This is a genomic window from Halomonas sp. MES3-P3E (assembly GCF_002836035.1).
Classification (GTDB): Bacteria; Pseudomonadota; Gammaproteobacteria; order Pseudomonadales; family Halomonadaceae; genus Vreelandella; species Vreelandella arctica.
The window spans coordinates 39,995-66,591 of sequence record NZ_PJBT01000004.1 but is presented as its reverse complement, the minus strand read 5'-3'; the positions used below and the strand labels follow the sequence as shown (position 1 = coordinate 66,591).

Annotated in this window: 26 protein-coding genes; 10 read left to right on the top strand and 16 right to left on the bottom strand. The window is 54.2% G+C overall.

What is annotated here, in order from left to right; translation table 11 throughout:
- Positions 1-33: 33 nt before the first annotated feature.
- Entirely contained in the window at positions 34-1,674 is a 1,641-nt protein-coding gene (locus tag CXF87_RS01710) for a BCCT family transporter (protein WP_101145244.1), read from the top strand.
- 71 nt (positions 1,675-1,745) lie between these two features.
- Here the strand turns inward: CXF87_RS01710 and CXF87_RS01705 are convergent, their stop codons facing one another.
- The 3 genes from CXF87_RS01705 to CXF87_RS01695 form a co-directional block, all read right to left on the bottom strand.
- A complete protein-coding gene (locus tag CXF87_RS01705; protein ID WP_101145243.1) occupies positions 1,746-2,471 on the bottom strand; it encodes a 3'-5' exonuclease in 726 nt (241 codons plus the stop codon).
- 1 nt (position 2,472) lies between these two features.
- Positions 2,473-4,383, bottom strand: coding sequence for a DUF294 nucleotidyltransferase-like domain-containing protein (locus CXF87_RS01700; protein WP_101145242.1), 1,911 nt, complete (start codon positions 4,381-4,383; stop codon positions 2,473-2,475).
- Between the two features lie 265 nt (positions 4,384-4,648).
- A complete protein-coding gene (locus CXF87_RS01695) occupies positions 4,649-5,041 on the bottom strand; it encodes a DUF4168 domain-containing protein (protein ID WP_101145241.1) in 393 nt (130 codons plus the stop codon).
- A 145-nt stretch (positions 5,042-5,186) separates the two neighbouring features.
- Here CXF87_RS01695 and CXF87_RS01690 point away from each other — a divergent pair, with 145 nt between their 5' ends.
- Positions 5,187-6,125, top strand: coding sequence for a DMT family transporter (locus CXF87_RS01690; protein WP_101145240.1), 939 nt, complete (start codon positions 5,187-5,189; stop codon positions 6,123-6,125).
- Positions 6,126-6,156: 31 nt separating this feature from the next.
- Positions 6,157-6,924 carry an EAL domain-containing protein gene (locus CXF87_RS01685; protein WP_442906335.1) on the top strand — a complete coding sequence of 256 codons (768 nt, stop codon included), beginning with the start codon at positions 6,157-6,159 and terminating at the stop codon, positions 6,922-6,924.
- 73 nt (positions 6,925-6,997) lie between these two features.
- On the opposite strand, the gene mtgA is transcribed toward CXF87_RS01685, so the two are convergent.
- The 4 genes from mtgA to CXF87_RS01665 all read right to left on the bottom strand — a co-directional run bounded on the left by mtgA (position 6,998) and on the right by CXF87_RS01665 (position 10,803).
- The gene (gene mtgA / locus CXF87_RS01680) at positions 6,998-7,714 is read right to left on the bottom strand and encodes a monofunctional biosynthetic peptidoglycan transglycosylase (RefSeq protein WP_101145238.1); all 717 of its coding nucleotides are present in this window, start codon (positions 7,712-7,714) and stop codon (positions 6,998-7,000) included.
- A 10-nt stretch (positions 7,715-7,724) separates the two neighbouring features.
- On the bottom strand, positions 7,725-8,579 hold the full coding sequence (gene fghA / locus CXF87_RS01675; RefSeq protein ID WP_101145237.1) for an S-formylglutathione hydrolase: 855 nt from the start codon (positions 8,577-8,579) through the stop codon (positions 7,725-7,727).
- Between the two features lie 85 nt (positions 8,580-8,664).
- Positions 8,665-9,774: an S-(hydroxymethyl)glutathione dehydrogenase/class III alcohol dehydrogenase gene (locus CXF87_RS01670; protein ID WP_035558881.1), complete on the bottom strand. Its 1,110-nt coding sequence runs from the start codon at positions 9,772-9,774 to the stop codon at positions 8,665-8,667.
- A gap of 45 nt (positions 9,775-9,819) precedes the next feature.
- The gene (locus CXF87_RS01665) at positions 9,820-10,803 is read right to left on the bottom strand and encodes an MBL fold metallo-hydrolase (RefSeq protein ID WP_101145236.1); all 984 of its coding nucleotides are present in this window, start codon (positions 10,801-10,803) and stop codon (positions 9,820-9,822) included.
- Between the two features lie 130 nt (positions 10,804-10,933).
- Between CXF87_RS01665 and CXF87_RS01660 the strand changes: the two genes are divergently transcribed.
- Positions 10,934-11,830, top strand: a complete 897-nt coding sequence (locus CXF87_RS01660; protein ID WP_101145235.1) for a LysR family transcriptional regulator — start codon at positions 10,934-10,936, stop codon at positions 11,828-11,830.
- An 11-nt stretch (positions 11,831-11,841) separates the two neighbouring features.
- Here CXF87_RS01660 and CXF87_RS01655 read toward each other — a convergent pair whose 3' ends face one another.
- Positions 11,842-13,209, bottom strand: coding sequence for an L-serine ammonia-lyase (locus tag CXF87_RS01655; protein WP_101145234.1), 1,368 nt, complete (start codon positions 13,207-13,209; stop codon positions 11,842-11,844).
- A 188-nt stretch (positions 13,210-13,397) separates the two neighbouring features.
- Here CXF87_RS01655 and CXF87_RS01650 point away from each other — a divergent pair, with 188 nt between their 5' ends.
- A complete protein-coding gene (locus CXF87_RS01650) occupies positions 13,398-14,036 on the top strand; it encodes a hypothetical protein (RefSeq protein ID WP_101145233.1) in 639 nt (212 codons plus the stop codon).
- A 204-nt stretch (positions 14,037-14,240) separates the two neighbouring features.
- Here the strand turns inward: CXF87_RS01650 and rpoD are convergent, their stop codons facing one another.
- The 3 genes from rpoD to rpsU all read right to left on the bottom strand — a co-directional run bounded on the left by rpoD (position 14,241) and on the right by rpsU (position 18,644).
- Positions 14,241-16,091, bottom strand: coding sequence for an RNA polymerase sigma factor RpoD (gene rpoD, locus CXF87_RS01645; protein WP_101145232.1), 1,851 nt, complete (start codon positions 16,089-16,091; stop codon positions 14,241-14,243).
- A gap of 225 nt (positions 16,092-16,316) precedes the next feature.
- A complete protein-coding gene (gene dnaG, locus CXF87_RS01640; protein ID WP_101145231.1) occupies positions 16,317-18,161 on the bottom strand; it encodes a DNA primase in 1,845 nt (614 codons plus the stop codon).
- A 267-nt stretch (positions 18,162-18,428) separates the two neighbouring features.
- Positions 18,429-18,644 carry a 30S ribosomal protein S21 gene (gene rpsU / locus CXF87_RS01635; protein WP_008956349.1) on the bottom strand — a complete coding sequence of 72 codons (216 nt, stop codon included), beginning with the start codon at positions 18,642-18,644 and terminating at the stop codon, positions 18,429-18,431.
- A 224-nt stretch (positions 18,645-18,868) separates the two neighbouring features.
- Here rpsU and tsaD point away from each other — a divergent pair, with 224 nt between their 5' ends.
- Complete coding sequence (gene tsaD / locus CXF87_RS01630; RefSeq protein WP_101145230.1) at positions 18,869-19,924, top strand: tRNA (adenosine(37)-N6)-threonylcarbamoyltransferase complex transferase subunit TsaD; 1,056 nt, start codon at positions 18,869-18,871, stop codon at positions 19,922-19,924.
- Positions 19,925-19,931: 7 nt separating this feature from the next.
- Here the strand turns inward: tsaD and plsY are convergent, their stop codons facing one another.
- On the bottom strand, positions 19,932-20,504 hold the full coding sequence (plsY, locus tag CXF87_RS01625) for a glycerol-3-phosphate 1-O-acyltransferase PlsY (RefSeq protein WP_101145229.1): 573 nt from the start codon (positions 20,502-20,504) through the stop codon (positions 19,932-19,934).
- 103 nt (positions 20,505-20,607) lie between these two features.
- Here plsY and folB point away from each other — a divergent pair, with 103 nt between their 5' ends.
- A complete protein-coding gene (gene folB / locus CXF87_RS01620) occupies positions 20,608-20,988 on the top strand; it encodes a dihydroneopterin aldolase (RefSeq protein ID WP_101145228.1) in 381 nt (126 codons plus the stop codon).
- Positions 20,985-21,533 (top strand): 2-amino-4-hydroxy-6-hydroxymethyldihydropteridine diphosphokinase, encoded by a 549-nt coding sequence (gene folK / locus CXF87_RS01615; RefSeq protein ID WP_101145227.1) that lies wholly within the window; start codon positions 20,985-20,987, stop codon positions 21,531-21,533. The genes folB and folK overlap by 4 nt, the downstream gene beginning before the upstream one ends.
- 4 nt (positions 21,534-21,537) lie before the next feature.
- On the opposite strand, the gene CXF87_RS01610 is transcribed toward folK, so the two are convergent.
- Together CXF87_RS01610 and CXF87_RS01605 are read right to left on the bottom strand one after the other, a co-directional pair.
- Positions 21,538-22,674: a polynucleotide adenylyltransferase gene (locus CXF87_RS01610; protein WP_101145226.1), complete on the bottom strand. Its 1,137-nt coding sequence runs from the start codon at positions 22,672-22,674 to the stop codon at positions 21,538-21,540.
- Between the two features lie 8 nt (positions 22,675-22,682).
- Positions 22,683-23,498, bottom strand: a complete 816-nt coding sequence (locus CXF87_RS01605) for a symmetrical bis(5'-nucleosyl)-tetraphosphatase (RefSeq protein WP_101145225.1) — start codon at positions 23,496-23,498, stop codon at positions 22,683-22,685.
- 224 nt (positions 23,499-23,722) lie between these two features.
- Between CXF87_RS01605 and CXF87_RS01600 the strand changes: the two genes are divergently transcribed.
- On the top strand, positions 23,723-23,902 hold the full coding sequence (locus CXF87_RS01600) for a hypothetical protein (protein WP_008956342.1): 180 nt from the start codon (positions 23,723-23,725) through the stop codon (positions 23,900-23,902).
- Positions 23,902-25,377 carry an FAD-dependent oxidoreductase gene (locus CXF87_RS01595; protein ID WP_101145224.1) on the top strand — a complete coding sequence of 492 codons (1,476 nt, stop codon included), beginning with the start codon at positions 23,902-23,904 and terminating at the stop codon, positions 25,375-25,377. Before CXF87_RS01600 ends, CXF87_RS01595 begins: the two co-directional genes overlap by 1 nt.
- On the opposite strand, the gene apaG is transcribed toward CXF87_RS01595, so the two are convergent.
- Positions 25,346-25,723: a Co2+/Mg2+ efflux protein ApaG gene (apaG, locus tag CXF87_RS01590; RefSeq protein ID WP_008956340.1), complete on the bottom strand. Its 378-nt coding sequence runs from the start codon at positions 25,721-25,723 to the stop codon at positions 25,346-25,348. The two genes, CXF87_RS01595 and apaG, sit on opposite strands and share 32 nt — an antisense overlap.
- A complete protein-coding gene (gene rsmA / locus CXF87_RS01585) occupies positions 25,720-26,547 on the bottom strand; it encodes a 16S rRNA (adenine(1518)-N(6)/adenine(1519)-N(6))-dimethyltransferase RsmA (RefSeq protein ID WP_101145223.1) in 828 nt (275 codons plus the stop codon). Before rsmA ends, apaG begins: the two co-directional genes overlap by 4 nt.
- Positions 26,548-26,597 lie beyond the last annotated feature (50 nt).

The following is a 26,597-nucleotide window of genomic DNA, read 5'->3' as shown; positions in this document are numbered from 1 at the left end:
TCGACATACCTTGATCGAAATAGAGAGGCTCAAGTGGATAACCACGACGATAAACGCCCTCCCGAAGAGCCCGTCTCTGAGGGAATACCCTCGCCGGATGGCCCGGCGAATTTGATTGATACCGATTATGTCATCGGCCAAGACAATATCACCACCAATACCATGGGTCTCAACTTAGACCTGCACGGCAAGGTATTTACCATTTCGTCTGTGGTGGTGCTGCTGTTTGTAATACTGACGCTTGCGTTGCAAGACACCATCGCACCGATTTATGACGCCCTTTTCGGTTTCTTGACCGGTAATCTGGGCTGGTTCTTTATTTTATCGGCGAATGTCTTCGTCATTTTGTGTATTGGCCTGATCTTCTCCCCGCTAGGTAAAATCCGCATTGGTGGTGCTAATGCCAAGCCTGATTTTACCTATATGGGCTGGTTTTCAATGCTGTTTGCCGCGGGCATGGGCATTGGCCTGATGTTCTTCGGCGTTAACGAGCCGCTGACCCACTTTGGAACCTCCTTTGACGGTGGCAGCTGGGCACCGCTTGGTGGTGCAGAGGGCGATGCCGAAGGTGCTGCAGCGCTCGGCATGGCGGCGACTATCTTCCATTGGGGCCTGCACCCATGGGCGATTTATGCGGTTGTCGCGCTTTCGCTGGCACTGTTCTCGTTCAATAAGGGCCTACCGCTCTCCATGCGTTCGGTGTTCTATCCCATTCTGGGTGAACGCGTTTGGGGCTGGCCGGGTCACCTTATTGATATTCTGGCCGTTTTTGCCACGCTATTTGGTTTGGCTACGTCTCTGGGGTTAGGGGCTACACAAGCCGCAGCGGGCCTTACTTACCTGTTTGGCGCGCCGGAAAGTGATATCACCATGATCTTATTGATCGTGGGTATTACGATCATCGCCATTGGCTCAATCATTGCGGGTGTTGATAAGGGCGTACAGCTGCTCTCCAAGATCAATATCATCCTTGCGGCCATACTGCTTTTCTTCGTTATTGCGGTGGGCCCTACCCTGCTGATCGCCACCGGTTTCTTTGAGAACTTGTGGAATTATGCGGTGCATCTGCCGGCGCTATCTAATCCGTTTGGCCGTGAAGACGCCAACTTTAGCCAAGGCTGGACAGCCTTCTACTGGGCTTGGTGGATCTCCTGGTCTCCTTACGTTGGTATGTTTATCGCCCGTGTTTCGCGTGGCCGCACCGTGCGTGAGTTTCTGGTCTCGGTAATGCTGGTGCCGTCTACAGTCTCCGTATTGTGGATGACCACCTTTGGCGGCACAGCGATTGATCAGTATGTGAGTCAGGGTATTGAAGCCGTACGTGATGCCGGTGTCGATCTGCAGCTATTCATCATGCTGGAACAGCTGCCGCTCTCGCAGATCACCTCATTCGTCGCCATTGTGCTGGTGATTGTGTTCTTCGTGACCTCCTCTGACTCCGGCTCGTTGGTTATCGACTCGATTACCGCGGGCGGTAAGGTCGATGCACCGAAACCACAGCGCGTGTTCTGGGCGATCATTGAAGGCGCGATTGCCATTGCACTACTGCTCGGCGGTGGCCTAACGGCACTCCAGACCATGGCTGTATCAACCGGCTTCCCGTTCACCATCATATTGCTAGTGGCCTGCTATGCCATTATCAAGGGGTTGATGAGCGAGCCAAAAGCGGTTTAAGTTTTCTGTCTACTGACTCCGTAAAGCAAATGGGCAACCCACTGGGTTGCCCATTTTTTTGTGTATAACCGTTAACACCAAATATCTTTTAGCGGCGTTTCAGGCCGGTAGTGAGTGGCAATTTGCGCCTGTAGCAACTCTGCCGTCGCCAGTGCATCCACCAAGGCGTGGTGGCCTTGATATGGGGGCAAACCGTAGCGTTCGCGACTTGCATGCAAACGAATCGAAACCGGTGGGCGGCCCAACCAACGACGAAAACGTGCCCAAAGCGTTTGGCGATGGAGCCGCGCCTCCAGCGACATGGTATCAATCATCGGAAACAGCACTCCTTCCCCACGGCGAGCTTTGACAGCGGCATCTAAAAAAGGCCGCTCGATATTGCGGAAGTGAACGACGACTAATCTACCCGCTAACGCCGCTAACACCTCATCCAATATCACTTCTAAATCTGGCGCCTGGGCAATCTCGGAGTGGGTAATGTGGTGATAGGCAATCGAAGCTTCCGCCAGCGGCCGCGAAGGATTCACCACCCAGTAGCGCCGCTCGGCAAGCTTAATGCGATTAAGGGTAAACGGCACAAGACCAATACTGACAATGGCATGACGTCGCTCATCCAGCCCGGTGGTTTCCATATCAAGTGCCACCATGGGCACCTCGGCAATCGGGGTTTCCGGGTCAGGCAGTAGAGTACTGAAAAACTGTTGGATCGCCGCACTGTCGGCTTGCTGCGCCCGCTGGGCCATATAGCCCGCCCAATCGGCCTGAGTGATTTTCTGACGTGGTCGTATTCCAAACATTTCAGCGCCCCTGCCGCTGAGCGGGCATCGGGTAGCGAAACTTCAGAAATTTTTGCGCATTGCTAAGCACCTGGAAAGCGTCTTTCAGGGTGTGGCGCTCGCTATCCTCGACATTCTCAGGCTCGATATTGTTATCCGGTAGACGATCTTCTTGTAGGTCGATCATTTGATGGCGAAGCCGTGACATGCATAGAAACTCAAACGCATAGCTCAATTTTTCACTCATCCCGGTCGCTAATAACTGGGTGTTTCCAATGTCATTCAAACGCTGGAAAGAGTTCTGCGCTTTGGAGCCGCAAGCCAAGGCATGGATACGCACCAAATCCACCATCGGTGCAGTGCCCCGCCGTTTTAGATTGATGGAGTTGTTATGCTTGCCGTCCTGTTCCATCACAAAGGTACGGAAAAATCCTAACGGCGGTGTACGGTTTAAGGCATTTCGCGCCATGGCGGCTAAAAATAGCGGCGATTTGGGTGCCGTTTCAGCAATCAGGTCTTGCAACGTTTCCACATAGTGGTCTTCGCCATAGCAGCTATCCAGGTCAAAAAATATCGAACTGTGTAGCAGCCTTTCTGGCGTCGGATTGGCCATCCAATCCTGAAAATAGCGCTTCCAAACACTTAGTGGCTGGCGCCACTGCGTATTGGTCGCCATCACGTCACCTTTGCAATAGGTATAGCCGCAGGCGTCCAAACCATCGCTAACAATTTTCGCCAAGGCGTGAAAGTAAACGTCGTGCTGTTCGGGAACAAACTCATCGGAGAGGATCAGCGCATTGTCTTGATCGGTAACAATGCTCTGCTCATTGCGCGCCATGGACCCATTGACCATAAAGCAGTAAGGCACTGGCGGCGGACCTAGTTCCGCTTCGGCCATTTCTAGCAGTCGGCGGGTAAAGCTACGCCCGATGGTGGAAAGCGCGCTACCCACCATCTGAGAATTGGCCCCCTCTTGCACCATCCGTACAAACGCCGCACGTACATCCGGCGCTAAGCGTGCTAACCCTTGGGCGCTGGATTGGTTAAAAATATTACTAACCAGATAGAGACCGCTATGGGTTTCATAACGAATGATATCGGAAAGATGCACGACGCCTACCGGACGCTGACGATAGAGCACAGGCAGGTGATGCACATTACTGCGCAGCATCGTCAGCATGGCTTCATAGACCGAGGCATCTGATTGAATAGTAATTAAGCGCGAGGAAACCACTTCGCCCACTTTAGTTTGTGGCGATAGCCCCTCAGCCACAATGCGAGTGCGAAAATCACTATCGGTTATAATTCCGCACATCTGCCATGTTTGGCCCTCGCTGTCTTTGAAGCTGAAGCGTGGGTTGTCACTCCCCTCTTTCAATACTAATAGCGCAGAGGCTTGGGCTTCGCTCATCTGCTGAGCGGCTTGCTGAACGCTGGTAGAAACTTCAACCATTACCGGATATCGAGTCAGCAGTTTGCGTATCCGCGTGACCATCATGTCATTGGATTTCTTTTGCTGCTCGGCGGCGGTTTCTAGCCGTGGCCGTTCTAGCTCAACAAAATCAGCAAAATGGTCATCTTCTTCACACAGACGTTGGAAGACTGCGTTAGGGATAAAGTAGATTAAAGTATCTTCAATCGCTTGGGCTGGGAAGCGCACTTTGTGGTTACGCAGCAGGCTAAAGTGACCGAAAATATCGCCTTCACCCAGGCGGTTATATAGCTCTCCCTGGCTACGATAGACCTCTACAGCGCCACTGCGAATATAGCAAAGGTCACTTAACGTCTCATTGAGCTCTAAAATACTACTTCCAGTTTTGAAATAGCTCACTTCCACCTGTTCTGCGATGGCATCGAGAAGATCATCCGACAGCCCATCAAACGGGGGAAACCGCCCCATATGCTGGCGTATTTCTAGCAGTTCGACATCCATACGGACTCCTTAGGCTTGCCGGTCAATTGACTGAATAATCAACATATAACGTAAAGTGTGGCGGGTAGGCTAGGTAAGGTAAACCCACGATGCACAATAAGGCGACCTTGTTGAAAAGATTCATTATTGAAGAAGCCAACATGAAAAAGCCCGATGCAATAAGCACCGGGCTTTGGTGGCCGAAGCCGAACTGATAGTTACGTGGCTAATTAATTTAGTAAACTAGCTACACTAGAAGGCTATCAGCTGATATCAATGACTCAGCTTAGGATTGGCTAGCCATTTCCTGAACACGCTGCATCATTTCTGGGTCTTGCTGAATAGATTGACCAATTGCATTGAAGGTATCAACATCTAAGCCGCTGTCTTCGACCACTTCGATCATGCGGTCGTTAGCTTCAGTGCGCACTTCCTGCTGCGCTGATTCATCTTCCGCTTCCTGCAGACGCTGGGTATATTCTTGAGAAATAACCGCAATTTCTTGAGAAGCATCGGCGAACTGCTGGAGCTGATCGTCAGAGAAATCCTGGGCAGGTGCTGCTTGCTGAGTTGCCATTGGATCTTGTGCTGAATCCTGATCTTGCTGGGCATGAGCAGTAGCCGTCATTAAACCAGTAGCGAGCAGGGCAGCGGAGAACAGAGCAGTCATACGTTGCATAGTAACAAACCTCAATATTGCGTTATGTATGTGCCAACTGTGACGCGCCTGATTCAAGCAGGTTCAATTTATTATGTAAAAGTTAGTAACAAAAAGAACTATATGTATCAAATAAATGATCTAAACACGCCACTACGGAAAAATAATGACCAATAAATTCAACAGTTTAAAATATAACGACCTCTCTTCTGCGGGCTTGGCTGCTATGCCCGCTATTTTTGTTCTTCTTTGGAGCACAGGCTTTATTGGCGCCAAATTTGGCCTGCCTTATGCCGAACCCTTCACGTTTCTGTTCATACGCTTCGTGCTGACCTTACTGCTGTTAATTCCGTTGGCGCTCTTAATGCGCATTCCTTGGCCAACATCACCTAGGTTATGGACACACATCGCCATATCGGGCTTTCTAGTTCACGGCGCTTACTTAGGTGGTGTCTTCTATGGCATTTACTTAGGTATGCCGGCCGGGCTAGCGGCGCTGCTAGTCGGTCTTCAGCCGCTTTTAACTGCCGCCTTTGCCGGGCCACTATTAGGGGAAAAGCTGACACGGCTTCAGTGGGTGGGGTTAAGCCTGGGTTTAATCGGAATCTGCTTAGTCCTCGGCAGTAAGCTAGAGATTGGTGAATCCCTTTTTGATGGCTTCGGTATTAGCGCTTTACTATGCGTCACTGCCGCTTTAATGGGCATTTCGTTGGGTACGCTTTATCAGAAAAGATATTGTACCAGTATGCCGCTGCTTTCTGGGGCGGTTATTCAATACTTGGCGGCAGGTGTCCTACTAGGGAGTGGCGCACTGCTATTTGAGACACGCCAGGTGGAATGGAGTAATACTTTTGTACTTACCCTTGCTTGGCTGGTGTTGATTCTCTCAATTGCCGCTATCCTGTTACTTATGGCCTTGATTAAAAAGGGGGAAGCCTCGCGGGTAGCGAGTCTTTTTTATCTTGTGCCACCCGTCACGGCGCTTCAGGCGTGGTGGTTATTTGACGAACGTCTACCCCTATTGGGGCTTGCGGGAATGGTGATTGCCATCACAGGGGTAGTGATGGTGATTCGAAAACCCGCCCATGGGGCGACTAGACGATAACAAGGTTTTGTAGAACAGGGTTTGGATAAACATGTCAGCACAACACCACTGTGCCAGGGTGAACGGACACTGTAACCGTTGCGATTCACCGGTACCTTTTGCATTTACGATGGCATTTCAACCAATCGTCGATGTTAGTCAGCGAGAAATTATTTACTACGAAGCGTTAGTGCGCGGGCCCAATGGTGAATCTGCCTTTTCAATACTTGAGCAAGTGACAAAGGATTTGATGTACCGCTTTGACCAGGCCTGCCGTATCAAGGCCATAGAGCTAGCCAGCAAGCTGGGTATGCAGGAAAAGCTCTCGATTAACTTTCTACCCAATGCGGTTTACGAACCAAGAGCGTGCATTCAAGCCACCCTTGAAACAGCGCACCGTGTTGGCTGGCCTACCGAGCAGCTCAATTTTGAAATAACCGAAACTGAGCGGGTTAAAGATCGTGGGCATATGCGTCGGATTATCGAAAGTTACCGTGAGATGGGCTTTACCACGTCACTGGATGACTTTGGTAATGGCTATGCCAACCTCGATCTACTGACAGACCTGCGGCCAGATACGCTGAAACTTGACCGCGACCTGGTAATGGAATGCGATAGTGATAAGCGTCGACAAGCCATACTTCGTAGCCTAGTGGCGCTAGCAAGCACATTGGGAACACAGCTAATTGCTGAGGGCGTTGAAACCCGTGAAGAGTCTCGCTGCCTAGTTGAATTGGGTATTCCGATGCAGCAAGGCTACTACTTTTCCTACCCAAATTTAGAAGCATTGGCGGAAATTGATGACGCCAAATACCGTTAGGCAATACCATTAGGTCATGTGAATAAAAATATGACCTAATCGGCTATCAATGCTTTTATATCAGCATCCTAAACTATAGTTGTTGCAGATAATCAGCTCCGCCTAAGTTACGCATCTGCTGGCGTATCCACTGGCTGCGCCGCTCAACCTGAGCATCGGGCCTTGCGGCGCTACGCGTTAACGGGCTGGGTAAAATAGCGGCCAGCAAGCTGGCTTGGCGCTCGGTAAGGGAATGGGAAGAGGCGCCGAAATAGTGCTGAGCCGCTGCCTCCACCCCAAACACGCCGCGATCCCACTCAGCGACATTGAGATAAACCTCAAGAATACGTTGCTTACTCCAGAGTATCTCAATCAGCAGCGTGAACCACGCCTCTAGCCCCTTGCGCGTCCAGCTTCGGCCGGTCCATAGAAACACGTTTTTCGCTGTTTGCTGGCTCAGGGTGCTGGCACCGCGTAGCCTTCCGCCGTCCCGACTGGCCTGCAGCGCGCGGCGTAATTCGACAAGATCAAACCCACTATGATGCGGAAAGCGCTGATCCTCTGCGGCAATCACTGCCAGTTTGGCGTTGTCAGAGAGCGAATCCCAACCGCGCCACTCGCGCTGTAGTCGAATCGGCTCACTATGGATCCAACTCTGTATTTTGCGCTCAACCATCACCATCGAGCCCGGTGGAGGAACAACGCGAAACAGCACTACCAGCGCGACTGATAGCAGCACAAACGCTAATACGCTGCGCCATACAATCCGCCATAGCAGACGCATAAAACGGCGCAGCGAACGATTGAGCATCCAGTAATCCTTAACGCTTCATGAGGTGGTCTGCATGATAGCGCAGATGATCCTCAATGAACGAGGCAATGAAGAAGTAACTGTGATCGTAGCCCGGCTGACGGCGCAGTGTTAACGGATGATCGTGCTCTTCACAAACGGCTTCTAAACGCTCAGGCTGAAGCTGCTCTTCTAAGAACTGATCCGCTTCGCCCTGGTCGATAAACAGTCGCTGACGGGATGCACCATTAGCCACCAGTTCACAGGCGTCGTACTGGCGCCAGCGTGATTGGTCTTCACCTAGATAAGCGGTAAAGGCTTGCTGCCCCCAGGGGCAGTTCATTGGATTCACCACCGGTGAAAAAGCCGATACTGAGCGGAAACGACCTGGGTGGCGTAGTGCCAGAATCAATGCGCCATGCCCACCCATCGAATGGCCACTAATGGATTCGCGACCATTCACCGGGAAGTGCTGGCGTACTACGGAAGGCAGCTCCTCAATCACATAGTCGTACATGCGATAATGAGACTTCCAAGGTTCCTCAGTCGCGTTGACATAGAACCCAGCCCCGGATCCCAGGTCAAAACTTTCGTGCTCGCCAGGCAAATCCGTGCCTCTGGGGCTGGTGTCAGGGCAGACAATCGCCACACCCAATTCGGCGGCAATACGGTGAGCGCCCGCTTTCTGCATAAAGTTTTCGTCATTGCAGGTTAGCCCCGAGAGCCACCAAAGCAGCGGTACGCGCGCGTTTTCCGCCTGGGGGGGCAGGTAAACGGCAAAGACCATGTCGCAATCCAGCGCACGGGAGTAATGGCGGTAGCGCTTATGCCAGCCACCAAAACTACGGTTAGCGGACACCAGTTCTAAAGTTTCACTCATGCTCATGGGCAGGTTCCTTTAAATGCAGCAAACGCGGCAGGTCTCCCCGCCGCGTTTTACACGTGCTAGCTATCAGTTTCAGCAATGATACTCAGTAATGCAGTACGGTACGAATGCTCTTACCCGCATGCAGTAAATCAAACGCTTCGTTGATCTTCTCAAACGGCATATCGTGGGTAATGAAGTCGTCGATATTGATCTCACCGTTCATATAACGATCAACGTAACCCGGTAGCTCGCTGCGCCCTTTGACGCCACCAAAGGCGGATCCTTTCCAGACGCGCCCGGTGACCAGTTGAAACGGCCGTGTCGAAATCTCTTCACCGGCCCCGGCGACACCAATCACGATCGATTCGCCCCAGCCTTTATGGCAGCACTCCAGCGCCGAACGCATCACGTTAACGTTGCCGATACACTCGAAGGAGTAGTCGACACCGCCATCGGTCATATCGACAATGACTTGTTGGATCGGGTCTGAATACTCTTTCGGGTTCACAAAATCGGTAGCGCCAAACTGCTTGGCCAGCTCGAACTTATCAGCGTTAACGTCAATGGCAATAATTCGACCCGCTTTGGCCATCACCGCACCCTGAATAACAGCAAGACCAATCGCACCAAGGCCAAACACCGCCACCGTAGCGCCCGGCTCTACTTTGGCGGTATTCAGCACTGCACCGATGCCGGTAGTCACACCGCAGCCCAGCAGGCAGATTTTATCCATAGGGGCTTCTTTAGACACCACCGCTAGGGAGACTTCTGGCAACACCGTGTACTCGCTGAACGTAGAGGTGCCCATGTAGTGATGAAGCATCTTACCGTCTAGGGAGAACCGCGAGGTACCGTCAGGCATGACCCCCTTACCCTGGGTAGCGCGCACGCTGCCGCACAGGTTGGTTTTACCCGACAAACAGAATTTACATTTGCCGCACTCGGCGGTGTAGAGCGGGATCACATGGTCGCCCGGCTTAAGGCTGGTAACGCCCTCGCCTACTTCTTGAACGACGCCGGCCCCTTCGTGACCCAATACGGCGGGAAAATTACCTTCCGGATCAGCTCCAGAAAGCGTGTAGGCATCGGTATGACAGACGCTAGTCGCTGCCATTTTAACCAGTACTTCGCCCGCTTTTGGGCCTTCAACATCAATCTCAACTAATTCGAGCGGCTTACCCGCTTCTAGTGCAACAGCTGCGCGTGACTTCATTTCGGCTCCTCAATGTTCATTACTTCAACCACTATTACGAATGCGTTACTCGTCAGCTGCTACCGGGGCAAATTCAATTGGCAGCCAGCGATACCCTTGTTCATCTTCTATGATATGTCCAATACCAGGGAAAGGCATATGGGCACCGGCGATCCAGTGCTTATCTTCAACGGCGCTTTCGAGCACACTTTCCCGCGTGCGCACGGCTTGCTCTGGATTAGAATCAAACTCAATAGCCACCGTAGGGTCGGCAAACTGCACGCCGTAGCTGTGCACTACGTCTCCCCATACCAGCATGGCCTCATCATCGCTATTGAGCATAAAGCTTGAGTGACCAACAGTATGGCCATGAGTATCTTGAGCAACAATGCCCATGAGCACTTCATCACCTGCTGTAAAGGGGTTGAAGCGACCCGCTTCCTGATAAGGCGCTACCGCGTCTTGGGCCATTTCAAAGAACGCTCGATTACCTTCGGGCGCCGCTGCCGCACGCTCCTCATCCAACCAAAAATCAGCATCGGCTTGGCTGGCACGTAACTCAGCGTTTGGATAAACCGCCTCGCCACTCTCATTGGCTAAACCGCAAACATGATCCGGATGTAAATGGGTCATCAACACCGTGTCGACATCTTCTGGCGAGTAGCCTGATGCGCGGAGGTTGCTCTCTACCTGACCAAGCGAGGGGCCAAAGCAGGCGGCAGACCCGGCATCGACCAACACCAGATTCTCGCCAGTATGAATAAGAAAAGCGTTAACCGCGGTTTGCATACCGCTTTCCGCATCAATAAATAGCGCATCCAGATGGCGAAGAATCTCTTCTTGCTCCATGCCTTTTAGCAAAGAAGTATCAATCGCTGTATGACCATCGTATAGAGCAGTGACTTCATACTCCCCAACCATCATACGAAACCAGCCGGGAGCCTGCTCTTGCTGTTGCGTAGGTAGCTCTGCCTGAGCACTAGCGGCACAGCCAGCACTAATAGCAACGGCCAGCGCACCGCGCGACCACTGAGATAAGAATTTAGACATAAGCTATACACTCCATTGATACGCTAACGATGCGAGCAGTGTAGGTCAGCTAGGCGCAGTAGATAAAGCGGGATACACTCATAAGATTATTGTCACTCAGCAACAATCGCCGTCGACCTAAGGAATCAACATGCAGCACTGGAGCCGTATCGAAGCGTTTGTCGAGGTAGTGCGTTTGGGCACGTTCTCTGCCGCTGCCCGCCACTTAAAAGTATCCACTTCGCATATCAGTCGTTTGGTCAGCCAGCTCGAAAATCAGCTGGGCGTACAATTATTCTACCGCACCACGCGGCAAATCCGCCTGACCGATGCAGGGGCTACTTACGTTGAGCACTGTCGTCATCTTTTTGATGGGCTGCGCGATGCTGAACAAGCGCTTAGCGAACTGCAAGGCAAGCCTAACGGCTTGCTTAAACTCACCTCGGCCACTACGTTTGGAGAGCGTTTTATTGCCCCGCTGGTTAACGACTTTCAGTGTCTACACCCTCAGTTGGACGTGCATATGCACTTCACTAACCGGCCGGTGGAATTGATTGAAGAGGGCTACGACATTGCCATTCGAATGGGGGTGTTAAAGGATTCCAGCCTAATCGCTAGGCGCCTATGCGACCGGCGCGAATATATCGTCGGCTCGCAGAGCTATTTTCGCCAAGCGCCGCGCCCGCATACCCTGGCTGAACTTAGCCAACATCGTTGCTTGATTGGCTCACGACCTAACTGGTTATTTGAAGTGAACGGCCAACGCCGGGAAGTCCGTGTCGAGGGATGCTGGAGCGGCAATTCCGGCCCGGCGCTGCTGGACGCCGCGCGCAAGGGGTTGGGGCTTGCCCAGTTGCCGGACTACTACGTGGCCCCCTACTTAGCCAGCGGCGAGCTGGTCGCCGTGCTGGAGCCTTTTCAGCACCACGATACCGCTGTGTGGGCGGTCTACCCTCGCCACCGCCATCTATCGCCTAAAATACGCCAGTTGGTAGATTATCTGGTCGCCAATATTGCTAGCGTCTTGCCCAAGGACTCGCTTAGTTAAGAAACCGCTGCTTAGCACTCAATAGCATTAACGGCGAGCCCGCCTTTAGAGGTCTCTTTGTACTTATCCTGCATATCGCGGCCGGTATCGCGCATGGTGCGAATCACTTTATCCAGCGATATAAAGTGCTCGCCATCGCCATGCAGCGCCATACGCGCGGCATTAATGGCTTTGACGGAGGCGATCGCATTGCGCTCTATACAAGGCACTTGGACAAGGCCGCCCACCGGGTCGCAGGTTAACCCCAGATTATGCTCCAAGCCGATCTCAGCAGCGTTTTCCACTTGGCCCGGCGTGCCGCCCAGCACTTCGGCAAGCCCAGCGGCCGCCATTGCACAGGCGGAGCCCACCTCGCCTTGGCAGCCTACTTCAGCGCCCGAGATGGAAGCATTCTTTTTACACAAAATGCCGACTGCCCCGGCTGTGAGCAGAAAATCCACTACATCCGCCTCGCTAGCGTCGGGCTCAAATTTCAAATAGTACGCCAATACGGCTGGCACGATGCCCGCCGCCCCGTTAGTCGGTGCGGTGACCATCCTCCGCCCAGCGGCGTTCTCCTCGTTCACCGCCAGCGCAAATACATTGACCCAATCCATCACAGTAAAACTCGACACAATCAGGCGCTGATTTTCTGGCGGACTCAGTAATTGCTGATGCAAAGACTGCGCACGGCGGCGCACATTTAACCCTCCAGGCAAATGCCCTGTGGCACGCAGGCCATTGTCAATGCTGTCACTCATCGCTTGCCAAATAGTCAGCAGCTCTTCACGAATGGCCGATTCGCTACGCCAAGCCTTCTCGTTTTCAAGCATCAACTGACTAATGCGCAGTTGATGCTGCCGGCAGAGTGCGAGCAGCTCCTCCGCCGTATTAAAGGGATATGTCAGCGGCGTACTGTCCTCACCCACCTCGCCTTGATCCGCCTTGGCCTGATCAACATAGAAGCCGCCGCCTAGTGAGTAATATGTGTTCGTCGCTATCAGTGTGCCATGGCAGTAAGCGCTCAACACCATGGCATTAGGATGAAACGGCAGGCAGGTTTCATCCCACTCCACATCGCTGCCAACCTCAAAGGCGATTTGCTGGCCATTGGCAAGCAACAGTGGTTCGCTCTCATCAAGTTGTTTTAATCGCGATGCAATAGTGTCGGGGTCGATGCTTTCGGGCGCCTCCCCCATCAGTCCCATGATCACCGCTTGATCAGTACCGTGACCCACGCCGGTGGCGGCCAGTGAGCCATGAAGTCTTACCACGACTCGCGTGACGGAGGCGTCTTCGAGCGCCATGGCAAAATCACGCGCAGCGCGCATCGGCCCGACCGTATGGGAACTGGAGGGTCCAATACCAATACGAAAAAGATCAAACACACTAATAGCCATGCCGATACTCCCTCACAACGTTGTTATTGCCTGCCCATTTAACACTTTGCAGGGGCGATGACCAAACGTCGAGCGAATAACCACAATATCGACGTGCGAACACAGAAGTGTGACGATATAATGAACATTCACCCCTGCATGTTTGCATATGCACGTTACGACGCTGCTTACCCACAATGGATGTCGGTATGTCTTCTTCACCTCCCTGGCCAATAGGGTTTCAAACTATTTTAATACGTGCAGTGTTATACGTATTTTTCATTGGGGCAATTGCCCAAGGCGCCTATCTTGAAGCGCTCTATCTTCCCTCAGTGCGGTTTTCTGAATTGGGTTTTACCGAGTTTACGCAAACACTCGTGCTGGCCACCTGCTGCGCCATGCTGATTTATATTCGTCAGGTGCTAAAGGTCTGGCCCACCGTCACGCTACTGCTGCTAGCGTTTGTGGCCGCTTCGCTGGTGCGCGAACAAGATTATTTTTTAGACAACTATATAGCCCGCAACACGTGGAAGGTACTTGTCGCGCTGATTATTATTCCCACGCTGGTTTGGGTGATTAAGCAACGCCGACGCTTTCTGGAAGAGTTTGCCCACTATAGCAATACCTTTGCGTTTGGTTTATTTACGGCAGGCGTGCTAACCACTTATATTTTTTCGCGCTTATATGGGCGGCAGGATTTTTGGCGCACGGTGCTTCAAGAGAGCTATACGCGGGACTTTAAAAACGTCGCCGAAGAAGTGGTTGAGCTACTTGGTTACAGCTTAATTTTGATCGCCACCCTTGAACTCCTGCTGCTAGCAAGACGGGTCTACTTGGCCAGACAGTAGCACTTGGGGCAAATATTCGGTCATAAGACACACGTTTATCATCAAAAACAAAACATACAATCATAAAAAAACATACCGATCATAAAAAAACATACCGATCATAAAAAAGCCCGCCGTTCAAAGAACGGCGGGCTTTTTACTTTCTATTTATCACTCACTATTTACTATCACTTACTACTTACTACCACGCACTACTTACGGCATTCACTCGTCGAGGAACGAGCGCAGCGGCTCAGAGCGGCTGGGGTGACGCAGCTTGCGCAGCGCTTTGGCTTCAATCTGACGAATGCGCTCGCGCGTTACGTCAAACTGTTTGCCCACTTCTTCCAGCGTATGGTCGGTATTCATATCAATACCAAAGCGCATACGCAGCACTTTCGCTTCGCGGGCGGTCAAGCCACCTAGCACGTTGCGGGTGGCTTCGATCAAGCCTTCGCCGGTCGCCATATCGATGGGCAGCAGCATGGTGCCATCTTCGATAAAGTCGCCCAGGTGTGAATCATCGTCGTCACCAATCGGCGTCTCCATGGAGATCGGCTCTTTGGCAATTTTGAGCACCTTGCGTACTTTGTCTTCCGGCATTTCCAAACGCTCGCCAAGCTCTTCCGGCGTCGGCTCGCGGCCCATTTCCTGCAGCATCTGGCGTGATACGCGATTGAGCTTGTTGATGGTCTCAATCATGTGTACCGGAATACGAATGGTGCGCGCCTGATCCGCAATGGAGCGGGTGATTGCCTGACGAATCCACCAAGTGGCATAGGTAGAGAACTTGTAACCACGGCGGTATTCGAACTTATCGACCGCTTTCATCAAGCCGATGTTGCCTTCCTGAATGAGATCCAGGAACTGCAAACCACGGTTGGTGTACTTCTTGGCAATCGAGATCACCAAGCGCAGGTTAGCCTCGACCATCTCTTTCTTGGCGCGGCGAGCTTTCGCCTCACCAATCGAGAGCTTGCGATTCACCTCTTTAAGGTCGGCAACTGAAAGCTGCACCATGTCCTCTTCAAAGGCGATCTTGCGCTGAGCGCGGGCAATATCGGCGCGCAGCGGCTCTAAGCGGTCAGCGTACTTGCTCTGCGCTGCCTGGAAATCATCCAGCCAGGTTTTACGCGACTCGTTGCCAGGGAACGACTTGATAAACGTTTTACGCGGCACCTTGGCTTTTTTCACGCACAGCTGCATGACCGCTTTTTCTTGGGCGCGCACCTGCTCAACGCTGATACGCACTTGGCCAACAAGGCGCTCAAAGTGCTTGGGTACCAGTTTGATCGGCGAGAACAGTACCGCTAAACGGGTCTGCTCAGCCTTAAGTTCGGCGCTGCCGCGGCCATATTTAGCGAATGCCGCTTCCACCAAGGCATTTTGCTCACGAATCTGCTCGAAACGCGCCCGCGCCTCTTCGGGGTCCGGGCCGCCTTCGGTCGCCGTGGAATCTTCGTCCTCATCGTCGCCGTCGCTTTCAACGTCGTCGTCAATGTCAGCTTCGGGTTCCGGCTCCGGCACTTCCGCTTCGGCAACGCCGGGGATGCCTTCATCGGGGTCGATAAAACCAGAAAACAGATCCGACAGGCGCCCAGGCGCTTCTTCATCCTGGGTAGCGTCGTAGGCGTCCAGAATAGACGCGACGGCACCCGGCAAATAGGCCAGAGACGACATCACTTCACGGGTGCCCTCTTCGATCCGCTTGGCGATTTCAATTTCGCCTTCACGGGTCAGAAGTTCAACCGTGCCCATTTCACGCATGTACATGCGGACGGGGTCAGTGGTGCGGCCTACATCGCTTTCCACGGCGGCAAGGGCCGCTACGGCCTCTTCCGCAGCGGACTCGTCCGTGGATTGATCCGACATCATCAAAGTGTCTTCATCTGGCGCTTCTTCAGCGACACTAATACCCATGTCGTTGATCATGCCAATGATGTCTTCCACTTGATCCGGGTCGGCGATATCCTCGGGTAGATGGTCGTTGACCTCGGCATAGGTCAGGTAGCCCTGTTCCTTGCCGCGTGCGATCAACTCCTTCAGACGTGACTGCTGCTGCGCATTTCCAGCCATAGAAACCCTATCTCGACGAAGAAGAATGAAACACCTGGAGCGCTGAATCGATTAAACTCAACAAGCCGTACAGTATAGCGTAAATAGCAGGAAATTTTCCAGCTCGACGTATTTGCGCGGTCATTTAGGTGTGTTAGGTTGTTCGGTTAGGCCAACGCTCGGTGGCTGACCTTATATTTGGTGTTGATACGGCAGGAATTCAACCCCATCGCTCAAAACACCGCCTTATTGGCGCTGTGCAAGCTCCATTACCAAGCTTGCCAAACGCTGGCGCTGCTCCTTATCTAACTTTTGTCCGGCGCGCTCCTGCGCCAGCAACGCTGCGTACTCCTCTTGCGGAGAACGCTGACGCTGAACATGCTGCAGATGTTCCACCCAGCCATTCAGCTCTGCTTCCCTATCTGCCTTTGGAATCAACAATTCGCGCTTAGCGAAGGCTGCCAAAGCTTGCCCCTGCTGACTGCCCTGAAAATGCGCCAACACCACCTGCGGACTGCGGTAACGCCCTGCTTTGAGCAGTTCAACCAGCTCTCGGCATAGCGGCGTATCGTCATCTTCTGGCAGCCACTCTAAATGATCAGGTAGCGCTGAAACCAAATTAGGCTCATGCAGCAGAAGCTGAACAATACGCCCGACAGGAGAAAGCACCTGAGAGCGGGAACGCGATGGCTGAGTAGACGCCAATTTGACCGCACTGGGACTTCCTGAAGTCGAGTCAGTCTCACCCTGCTCCCCTTGCGCCAGATGGCGCTGTGCCGCTTGGGTACGTTTTTCGAGCAATACTTTCAACTGCTCCTGCGCCAACCCACTACGCTGCGCCAATGACTCAAGCAGTAGTGATTTGAGCATGCCATCAGGCACTTTGTTCAATGCTTCAAGCACCTGACTGGCAAATCGCTCGCGTCCTTCCACCGTATTTAAGTCGCGCCCTTGGGCCGCCTGCTCGAACAGAAACTCCGACAGCGGCATCGCACAAGTGACGCGATCCTGAAACGCCTCGGTGCCTTCACGGCGCACCAGGGTATCCGGGTCATCACCTTCCGGTAGAAACAGAAAGCGCGCTTCACGGCCATCAATCATTTGCGGCAACGCGGTTTCCAACGCCCGACTCGCCGCCTGCCTTCCCGCACGGTCGCCGTCAAAACAGAACACCACACGACTCACCAGTCGAAACAGGCGAGTTAAATGGTCTTCCGTGGTGGCGGTACCCAGCGTCGCCACGGCGTTATGAATACCGAATTGCGCCAGCGCCACCACATCCATGTAACCCTCGACCATGACAAGCTGCTCAAGCTTGCTAGAGGCTTGGCGCGCTTCATACAGGCCGTAAAGCTCACGCCCCTTATGAAACACGGGCGTTTCCGGCGAGTTGAGGTATTTGGGCTGATCATCGCCCATTACCCGGCCGCCGAACGCAATCGTACGTCCGCGCAGATCACGAATCGGAAACATTACCCGATCCCGAAAGCGGTCATAGGTACGCCCGGTATCTTCACGATGAATCAGCAGGCCATACTCCACCTGAACCGGCTCACCAATACCGCGCTCGCTGAGATGCTGCTTCAGCGCCTCCCAACCGCTCGGGGCATAACCAATACCATAGGTCTTGATCACCTCACCCGAGAGCCCACGACCCGTCAAATAACGCTGGGCGGGCTGCCCTTCCTGCATCTTCAATCGCTCGCGATAAAAACTGGCGGCGAGTTCGAGCAGGTTAACGCCCTCTTTGCGCTTCTTTTCGCGTTGCTGAGCACGCGGGTCGTCAGCCCCTTCGCGAGGCACCTCAATACCCAAGCGCCCGGCCAACTGCTCTACCGCTTCGGGAAACGGCAGCTTGTCGTACTCCATCAAGAAGCGTAGTGCATTCCCATTAGCGCCGCAGCCAAAGCAGTGATAAAACTGCTTATCCGCGCTGACGGTGAACGACGGGGTTTTCTCTTGATGAAAGGGACATAGCCCGGAGTAGTTACGGCCGGCTTTTTTAAGCTGCACACGCTCACCGACCACCTCGACCACATCAACGCGGCCTAAGAGGTCATCAATGAAACGCTGTGGAATTTGGCCTGCCATGAACTACGGGCATCCTCGCGCAAAGCGCTAACTTTCGAGACTGTTTTTAAAAGCCCTGTTTTTAAAATCTGTTTTCAAAACCAGTTTTTAAAAACACTGCCTAAGGTCATCAGACCCATTACCAGATCAGATCATCATAAACAGCGACGGTCTTAACCAACGAAAGCATTAAAAACGACAGTCAAAAACAAACGGCCACCTAGTGGCGGCCGCTTGGCATCCCTCTTGAGACGACCAGCTAACTGCTCCGGCCCCCTCGGGTACGGATCAATAGAGCCGTTCGAAACGCTTTTGCTCACGCTGGACTTTCTTAGCGTGGCGTTTTACGGCAGCTGCCGCTTTGCGTTTACGCTCAGCAGTCGGCTTCTCATAGTGCTCGCGGCGGCGTACTTCAGAAAGAACACCGGCTTTTTCGCAAGAACGCTTGAAGCGACGCAGGGCGACGTCAAACGGCTCGTTATCACGTACTTTTACAGAAGGCATTAAGCACTCACCTACCTTAAGGAGTCTTGAGTTCGGATAGTACGTACACTGCGATATTACGATCTAGAACGCGGTGTACGACCCAGTTTTACAGCGCACAGTAGTCTAGTCGTCGCTGGCCATCTTTGCAAATGCTTACGCTCGTTTGCAGCGACAATGCTAGACTACTGACCTTGTGATTTTCACCTTTATATTTTTTGCACATCCTTTGAGAGTCCCCTTTTATGCGTGTTCTGGGCATTGAGACATCCTGCGACGAAACGGGCGTTGCGCTTTATGACACTTCGCTAACCGGCGGCAAAGGGCTGCTTGCCGACGCGCTCTACAGTCAAATCGCCATGCACGCCGAATTTGGCGGCGTGGTCCCCGAACTCGCTTCTCGCGATCACACCCGCAAACTGCTCCCGCTGATTGAGCAAGTGCTCAGCGATGCCAAGCTAACGCGTCATGACCTGGACGGTATTACTTATACCGCTGGCCCGGGCTTAGTCGGTGCATTAATGGTGGGCGCCAGCACCGCCCACGGCATGGCACGAGCGTTAAACATTCCCGTACTGGGCGTGCATCACATGGAAGGCCACTTACTGGCACCGATGCTGGAAGACGAGCCGCCTGCGTTCCCCTTCGTGGCACTGCTGGTATCCGGCGGGCATACCCAACTGGTCGAAGTGCAAGGACTGGGCCGCTATCAGTTGCTCGGTGAATCGGTGGATGACGCCGCGGGTGAAGCGTTTGATAAAGCTGCCAAAATGCTGGGCTTGGCCTACCCAGGTGGGCCTCAAGTCGCCAAACTGGCGGAACAAGGGGATCCCAAGCGTTTTCGCTTCCCACGCCCGATGACCGACCGACCAGGACTCGATTTTAGTTTTTCCGGCTTAAAAACCCACACCATGACCGCCATCCGCCAATTGGAGGCAGCCGGGGAACTCGACGACCAAGCACGTGCCGACGTAGCCCGCGCCTTTGAAGAAGCCGTGGTTGATACGCTGGTCATTAAGTGCCGCCGAGCGCTGGATCAAACCGGTTTGAAACGTTTAGTGGTGGCGGGTGGGGTTAGCGCCAATCATCGCCTGCGTGAACGACTGCACGCTGAGTGTGAAAAACGCCAAGCCCGCGCCTACTACCCACGCGGGCGCTTCTGCACCGACAATGGCGCCATGATTGCCTACGTAGGCGCTCAACGCTTGGCAGCGGGCGAGTGCGATACCCCCGGCCTCATGCAGGCGACACCCCGTTGGCCGCTGGATCAACTGACACTCCCGGCTGCCGCTGACAGCTAGCTGCGCTCTAGGAGCCGCGAAATGGCGGCTCTTCACCGCGTCGCAATCGACGAATATTGAGCCCGTGGCGGGCCAGCACCAGCAGGCTAAAGCCACCGACTACCACAAAATACGCAGGCGCTAGCCAAGCGCATATCAGCGGCGCCACCAAAGCACTGACCAGCGATGCCATCGCCGCCGTCTTTAGCCGCCACGCCAGTAGCGCCCAAATGACGGCGCTTAATAGCGCCACATTGGGCACCAATATCAGCAGTACACCAAACGCACTGGCGACTGCCTTTCCGCCACGAAAATGATGCCATAAGGGAAAACTGTGTCCTAGCAACACGGCCAGCCCAACCAGCCCCTGCAACCATACTGGGCAGTTCATAAGCTTGGCCCCTAAAACAGCGGGCATAGCTTTTAAGGCATCTAGCAGCAGAGTAACGGCCGCCAAACGGGGGCCATAAAGGCGCAATACGTTAGAAAACCCAGGGTTAAACGAGCCATGTTGGCGTGGGTCACCCACACCCGCTAGGCGGCAAACGCTCAGCGCTGCCAACCAACTGCCGCTTAAATAACCCACTACTATCCATTCCATGGCGCTCTGCTCGCTTTATAGACCGTCTCGATAGCCTGGCTCGCTGTCGTTTAGCCCCATCCTAACGTACAATCGCCCGCTTGTTGCAGCTGGGGGAAGGCAGATGGATCGCATTTTGATTGAAGCGTTAACCGTCGACACAGTTATCGGTGTCTATGATTGGGAGCGTTCGATTCAGCAGTCGCTGAGCTTGGACTTGGTGCTGGCAACCGATATACGTTCAGCGGCAGCGACCGATGATTTACGCCTCACGCTGGATTACGCGGCCATTTGTCAGCGCATCCAGACATTTGCCGATGCTCATCAATTCGCCCTGGTCGAAACTTTCGCCGAACGCCTCGCAGAGTACCTGCGCACAGAATTTCCAATCAATTGGTTGCGCCTCACCGTGCGTAAACCCGGCGCAGTGCCCAACGCTGTCAGCGTCGGTTTGGAAATTACCCGCGGCGCCTTACCAGAGGCAACGCAGGAGCCCAGCGCATGAAGCTGGTCACTGTCAGCTTAGGTAGCAATATTTACCCTACCCGGCATATCCGCTACTGCCTTGATGCGCTCGCGGACACCTTTGGCTCGCTGCAAATCTCACGTGTGTTTGAAAGCGAACCGGTGGGTTTTACCGACAGTCGCAATTTCTATAACTTGGTAGTGGCTTTTCACAGTGATTGGCCCCCCGGGGAGCTTCAGGCCTGGAGTAAGCAGCTGGAAATCGAGCACGGCCGCCTTCCCGACACTGCTAAATTCAGCCCCCGCGCGTTGGATATCGACTTGCTTACCGTGGGCAGCCTCTGCGGCACCATCGATGATGTCACGTTGCCACGCAGCGAAATCACTCATAATGCGTTCGTGCTGCAGCCGCTTGCTGAATTGCTACCCACTGAACGCCACCCCTTGTGTGACACCTCTTACGCTTCGCTATGGAAAACCTTCGAACTAGGCAGCCAACGCCTCTGGGCGGTTGATTTTAGCTGGCGTGGCCGCTGGATCTCTCAGTCAGACGAGCTTCCTCGCTTGGCAGCGGCCCGTCGATAACCGGCTACTCAAGTGCTACCGCCACGGCTTGCCCGCGCCGCACGCGTATTGCCTCACCCAGCGCCGCCCCTTGATATCCTTCCGCCATTAACGCCTGCGGCCTCACCTCGCGAGCCGCTAGCCAAGCGCTGCCAAGCCGCTCCACTTGCTCCGGCGCCAGCACGCTCACTAATGCCAACTGCGCCTCGACCTGCTCGGGCTTGCGCCAGCCATCCAATCGTTCCAGCCAATGCAGCACGTTCGGGCCATCCAGTGGCGCGGCAAGCAGCGTATGAGTGAGCGCGGTATGGCGGGCAAGCTGGGCCACGCCGTTGGGCAACTTTAACCGCGTTGCTAAGGCATCACGCTGTTCGGCGGTGAGCGGTGACACCAACTGCGCGTAGCGCCAGTGGGCCACTGCTAGCGTGCTGTTTCGAGGCGTTTGATCCAGTGCAGCTAAACCTCGTGGCAACACCGACCCCATGAGTTCGGGAAACCAGATAGGCAACGCCTCGCAGCGCTCTAGGGTGGTGAAATAAACGTCCGGGCTCGGTTCGCCCAGCGCCTTTTCGGTTTCCACCCACACCCGCTCGGCGGCCAAATGCTCAAGTTCACCGCTGTGGCTCACTTGGCGCATCAATGCCAGGGTTTCATCAGCAATGGTGAATCCCAGCGATGCATAGCGGGCTAAAAAGCGCGCGGTACGCAGTACCCGCAGCGGGTCTTCGCTAAACGCCGATGAGATATGCCGCAGCACACGCTGTTCAATATCGCCTTGCCCATTAAACGGGTCGGTTAACTCCCCCTCAATGCTCTGGGCAATTGCATTGATGGTTAGGTCACGGCGTAACAAATCCTCTACCAGCGTGACATCGGGGCTGGCGTGAACATCAAACCCTGCGTAGCCGTGGCCAGACTTTCGCTCGGTGCGGGCAAGGGCATACTCCTCAGCGGTCTCTGGGTGCAAAAAAACCGGAAAGTCGCGACCCACTGGCTTAAAACCACGCTTGCGCATGGCCTCTGGCGTCGCCCCCACCACGACCCAATCGTTATCGACAACCGGCCAACCTAGCAAAGCGTCACGCACCGCGCCGCCTACACGATAAACCTGAAGGCCTGCTAAACGGGGATCAGTCCATTTTTTAGTGTTACTTTTCTCCATTGTATCCTCTATCTCCCCCGCTGCTGACTGGGCACGCTAGTGCGCTCGCCATTGGTCAGGTTTAGCGCGGTTAATCGCCCACCCCAAACACAGCCTGTATCAAGCGCCTCGACGGGCACCTGCGCCTGAGGAGCCTCCCCTTCAAGGGCAGCCCAGTGGCCAAACAGCAGTTGAATATCATCGGCACGCGGGTATTGAAACCAAGGTAGAAAACCTTCTGGGGCACTATCAAGCCCCTCTTTCGCGGCAAACTCTAAACGCCCTTGGGCATCAATAAAGCGCATCCGAGTGAACACATTCACAATCAAACGTAGCCGGTCCATGCCTTCTAGATCGTCGCGCCAGATGTCCGGCTGGTTGCCGAATAGCTGGGTTAAAAACTGCCCTGATGTTTCACTCGCTAGCGCCGCCTGAACTTCCCGCCCGAGCGCTTCGGCCTGAGGAACGCTCCACTGGGGCAGCAGCCCGGCATGGGTCATTAGTATCCGGTGCTCAAACACGCTAAGGGGCTGGCTTTGAAGCCAATCCAGCAGTTCCTCCCGGTCAGGGGCACCAAGAATATCGCTCAGGGTGTCATTTTTTTTAAGCTTACCTCCGCCACGGGCCACGACCAGCAAATGGAAGTCATGATTGCCCAATACGCTTTTTGCGGCGCTACCGAGCGCGCGCACCTCCCGCAAGCACGCTAAAGAACCGGGGCCGCGATTAATCAAATCGCCGACTAGCCAAAGCGTATCCCGCGTAGGGTTAAAACTGAGTTTCTCCAGCAGCGCTACGAATTCAGCATGACAACCATGTAAATCGCCGATCGCATAGGTGCTCATGCGTGAGGCCTTTTTAATGAAATGAGTGGGCTAAATACTACCACCTCACTCGCCTCTTCTGCCTGCCGTCGGTTATTTATCTTGATGATTAACGCTGGTGAAAATAGCGAACCTGGATCACTATAAAAATGCGCGTTGGCGTTCTCAAGACACACGTCCAGCAGCGAAATCGCCTTTCATAAGATCGCTGCCTCGTCACTACTGTTAAGGAAAACGATACTCATATGGCTATGGATCATACGCGGCGTGGGCTACTACGAGTAGTTACCCTGGCGGGCATCGGCGCTGTAGTGCTGCCCGGTACAACACTGTTGCCGATCGCCCAGGCCTTTACCGCTAAAACTTCCCCACCTATCGCTTCGGTGGTGGTGAACGGTTGGTTGCTTAAGGCTAGCGACCGCTGATGTATATTGATTTTGAGGCTATTAGCGAACAGCGTGACGCCGTGGATGTATGCATTATCGGCGCGGGTGCAGCAGGTATTTCCATGGCGGTCACCCTGGCCGAGCGGGGGCATCGCGTGCTGCTGTGCGAAGGTGGCGATGCTGATTACAGCGAGCGATCTCAGGAGTGCTATCGGGGCGAAACCATCGGCGATCCTTATATTCCTTTATATGGCGCTCGCCTACGCCATTTGGGTGGCTCGACCAATCACTGGGGCGGCGTCTGTCGTCCTTTGGATCGCTATGACTTCACCGCCAAATCAGCCGCCAGCGAGACAGCTTGGCCCATTGGCCGTGATGCGCTTTCGCCCTACTACCACTCTGCCGCCAAGTTACTCGACTTGGCGACGACGCCCGCAGACCAAACTATCGCTGGGGCTGGGTTTAAACGTATCTATTTTTCTCTGGGCAACCCGACACGGCTGAAAGATAAATTTGCCGCTACGCTGCGCGAGTCGACGACGCTTGAATGCTGCTTAACGGCCAACCTAGTGGCATTGGAGACCCAAGATAGCCGCGTCTCCAGTGCCACTTTCAAGAATTACCAAGGGGATTATCGCTTGGTACATGCGCGCTATTTTGTGCTCGCCTGCGGCGGTATCGAAAACTCACGCCTGCTGCTGTGGTGCAACCAGCAAGCCAATGGACAGCTAATACCGCAGGCGGGCGCACTGGGGCGCTACTGGATGGAGCACCCTCACGCCACTGTGGGCAAGGCGCTGTTGTTCAAGCCAGCAGCATTGGGGCTGGACGACGAATACAACGTGTTTCTCTCCCCCACTGCTGCGTCCCTCGACTCACGTCAAATACTCAACTGTGGGCTGCGCTTGCACCGTATGAACGCTGAAACCACTCAGGCGCTGATTGATGAGCTCGCTGATCAAGCCCCTACGCTGGCGGGACGAATACGTATCTGGCAAGCCCAAGGGCAGATAATCCATGGCGTGGTGCTACGAGCCGCCTGGGAACAGGAGCCGCGCTTTGAGAACCGTATCGAACTGAGCGATGAGCTGGATGACCTGGGCGTTCCCCGCAGCCGCTTGGTATGGCAGCAATCTGAGCTGGATCGCCGCACTATTCGCGAGAGCATGCTACTGCTAGGTGAATACCTGCGTGACAATGAGGTAGGCAGGCTACAGATGGCTGATTGGCTTGCCGATACGCCGGTGCAGCTGCCCACGGAAGGCGAACTTGCTGGGCGTCACCACATGGGCGGCACGCGCATGAGTCTTGTTGCCGAGGCAGGTATCGTTAACCCCGACTGCCGTCTGTTTTCCCAGGAAAATTGCTACGTGGCGGGCTCCAGCGTGTTTACCAGCGCAGGGCACGCCAACCCCACATTAACGCTGGTGCAACTGGCCCTGCGACTTTGCGATCACCTGGAAAGCAGATTAGCGCAAAATGCTAGTGGAGCTGGAGCGGCACCGCCAGCCTGAACGGTGTGATGGCCACTTCAAACGCGCGTTGCGTGGAAGTGTCCAGCAACGTATAGGCGCCTTCCATGACTCCCACCGGCGTTTGAAGAATGGCACGGCTGGTATAGCGAAAGCTCTGCCCAGGGCCAATCAGCGGCTGCTGCCCGACGACGCCTTTGCCGCGCACCTCCTGGCACTCGCCGCTGCCCTGGGTGATTTTCCAATAGCGCGCCATGAGCTGCACGCTATGGGGACTTTGATTATGGACGGTGATGGTATAGCTGAAGACGTAGCGCGACTCCGCATCATTGGACTCATCGGCACGGTAGCTAGGCGCAACGTTTACCTCGATAGTTAGACCACTCACGCTTGGCTGCCCCGCTCACTGCTCGCCGGCTCATCGGCGGCGACTCGATTGGCAATCGCCACGTATTCGGCGACCGTCAGTGTTTGCGGACGGCGGATAGGATCAATACCCAATGCTTCAAGGATTTCAGGACTCACGCGCCCTTTAAAGTTATTGCGCAGCGTTTTGCGCCGCTGACCAAACGCGAGCTTCACCAACTCAAACAGCAGCGTGGGGTCTTCTGCTGTATGAGGCAGGGTCGCATGAGGCGTTAAGCGCACGATGGCCGACTCAACCTTGGGCTGCGGCACAAAGGCTTCCGGCGGCACAATAAATAGCTGCTCGACATTACAGTAGTACTGCGCCATGACCGAAAGACGCCCCCAATCGGCACCGCCCGGTTCAGCAGCCAAACGCTCAACGACTTCTTTTTGCAGCATGAAGTGCATATCTTCTATCGCACTTCCTGCGGCCAAGAGATGAATTATCAGCGGCGTGGAGATGTTGTAAGGCAGGTTGCCCACCACGCGCAGCGCAGGTCCATCGCCTTTCAGCGCGGCAAAATCAAACTTCAGCGCATCGCCTTCATGTATCACAAAGTCTGGGTAGTTAAAAAACTGCACGCGCAGGCCAGGGATCAGATCGCGGTCGAGCTCAATGACTTCTAAATGCCCTGCCGCTTCCAGCAGCGGCTCGGTCAGTGCACCCTGCCCTGGGCCAATTTCGACAAGGCGATCCGTCGAGCGCGGGCCAACGGCACGAACGATCCGCGAAATAATGCCAAGGTCGCGCAAAAAGTTCTGACCAAAGCGTTTACGAGCGCGGTGTTGGGGCACAGTAGACATCAAACGGTGTTCCTTGGAGTGCGGATTCAATCGGGAGTATTTCGCAGCAA

Excerpts from the sequence above, each read along its gene's own strand:
- CXF87_RS01705 (WP_101145243.1), bottom strand. The coding sequence starts at position 2,471 with ATGTTTGGAATACGACCACGTCAGAAAATCACTCAGGCCGATTGGGCG.
- CXF87_RS01700 (WP_101145242.1), bottom strand. The coding sequence starts at position 4,383 with ATGGATGTCGAACTGCTAGAAATACGCCAGCATATGGGGCGGTTTCCC.
- CXF87_RS01695 (WP_101145241.1), bottom strand. The coding sequence starts at position 5,041 with ATGCAACGTATGACTGCTCTGTTCTCCGCTGCCCTGCTCGCTACTGGT.
- CXF87_RS01690 (WP_101145240.1), top strand. The coding sequence starts at position 5,187 with ATGACCAATAAATTCAACAGTTTAAAATATAACGACCTCTCTTCTGCG.
- CXF87_RS01685 (WP_442906335.1), top strand. The coding sequence starts at position 6,157 with ATGTCAGCACAACACCACTGTGCCAGGGTGAACGGACACTGTAACCGT.
- mtgA (WP_101145238.1), bottom strand. The coding sequence starts at position 7,714 with ATGCTCAATCGTTCGCTGCGCCGTTTTATGCGTCTGCTATGGCGGATT.
- fghA (WP_101145237.1), bottom strand. The coding sequence starts at position 8,579 with ATGAGCATGAGTGAAACTTTAGAACTGGTGTCCGCTAACCGTAGTTTT.
- CXF87_RS01670 (WP_035558881.1), bottom strand. The coding sequence starts at position 9,774 with ATGAAGTCACGCGCAGCTGTTGCACTAGAAGCGGGTAAGCCGCTCGAA.
- CXF87_RS01665 (WP_101145236.1), bottom strand. The coding sequence starts at position 10,803 with ATGTCTAAATTCTTATCTCAGTGGTCGCGCGGTGCGCTGGCCGTTGCT.
- CXF87_RS01660 (WP_101145235.1), top strand. The coding sequence starts at position 10,934 with ATGCAGCACTGGAGCCGTATCGAAGCGTTTGTCGAGGTAGTGCGTTTG.
- CXF87_RS01655 (WP_101145234.1), bottom strand. The coding sequence starts at position 13,209 with ATGGCTATTAGTGTGTTTGATCTTTTTCGTATTGGTATTGGACCCTCC.
- CXF87_RS01650 (WP_101145233.1), top strand. The coding sequence starts at position 13,398 with ATGTCTTCTTCACCTCCCTGGCCAATAGGGTTTCAAACTATTTTAATA.
- rpoD (WP_101145232.1), bottom strand. The coding sequence starts at position 16,091 with ATGGCTGGAAATGCGCAGCAGCAGTCACGTCTGAAGGAGTTGATCGCA.
- dnaG (WP_101145231.1), bottom strand. The coding sequence starts at position 18,161 with ATGGCAGGCCAAATTCCACAGCGTTTCATTGATGACCTCTTAGGCCGC.
- rpsU (WP_008956349.1), bottom strand. The coding sequence starts at position 18,644 with ATGCCTTCTGTAAAAGTACGTGATAACGAGCCGTTTGACGTCGCCCTG.
- tsaD (WP_101145230.1), top strand. The coding sequence starts at position 18,869 with ATGCGTGTTCTGGGCATTGAGACATCCTGCGACGAAACGGGCGTTGCG.
- plsY (WP_101145229.1), bottom strand. The coding sequence starts at position 20,504 with ATGGAATGGATAGTAGTGGGTTATTTAAGCGGCAGTTGGTTGGCAGCG.
- folB (WP_101145228.1), top strand. The coding sequence starts at position 20,608 with ATGGATCGCATTTTGATTGAAGCGTTAACCGTCGACACAGTTATCGGT.
- folK (WP_101145227.1), top strand. The coding sequence starts at position 20,985 with ATGAAGCTGGTCACTGTCAGCTTAGGTAGCAATATTTACCCTACCCGG.
- CXF87_RS01610 (WP_101145226.1), bottom strand. The coding sequence starts at position 22,674 with ATGGAGAAAAGTAACACTAAAAAATGGACTGATCCCCGTTTAGCAGGC.
- CXF87_RS01605 (WP_101145225.1), bottom strand. The coding sequence starts at position 23,498 with ATGAGCACCTATGCGATCGGCGATTTACATGGTTGTCATGCTGAATTC.
- CXF87_RS01600 (WP_008956342.1), top strand. The coding sequence starts at position 23,723 with ATGGCTATGGATCATACGCGGCGTGGGCTACTACGAGTAGTTACCCTG.
- CXF87_RS01595 (WP_101145224.1), top strand. The coding sequence starts at position 23,902 with ATGTATATTGATTTTGAGGCTATTAGCGAACAGCGTGACGCCGTGGAT.
- rsmA (WP_101145223.1), bottom strand. The coding sequence starts at position 26,547 with ATGTCTACTGTGCCCCAACACCGCGCTCGTAAACGCTTTGGTCAGAAC.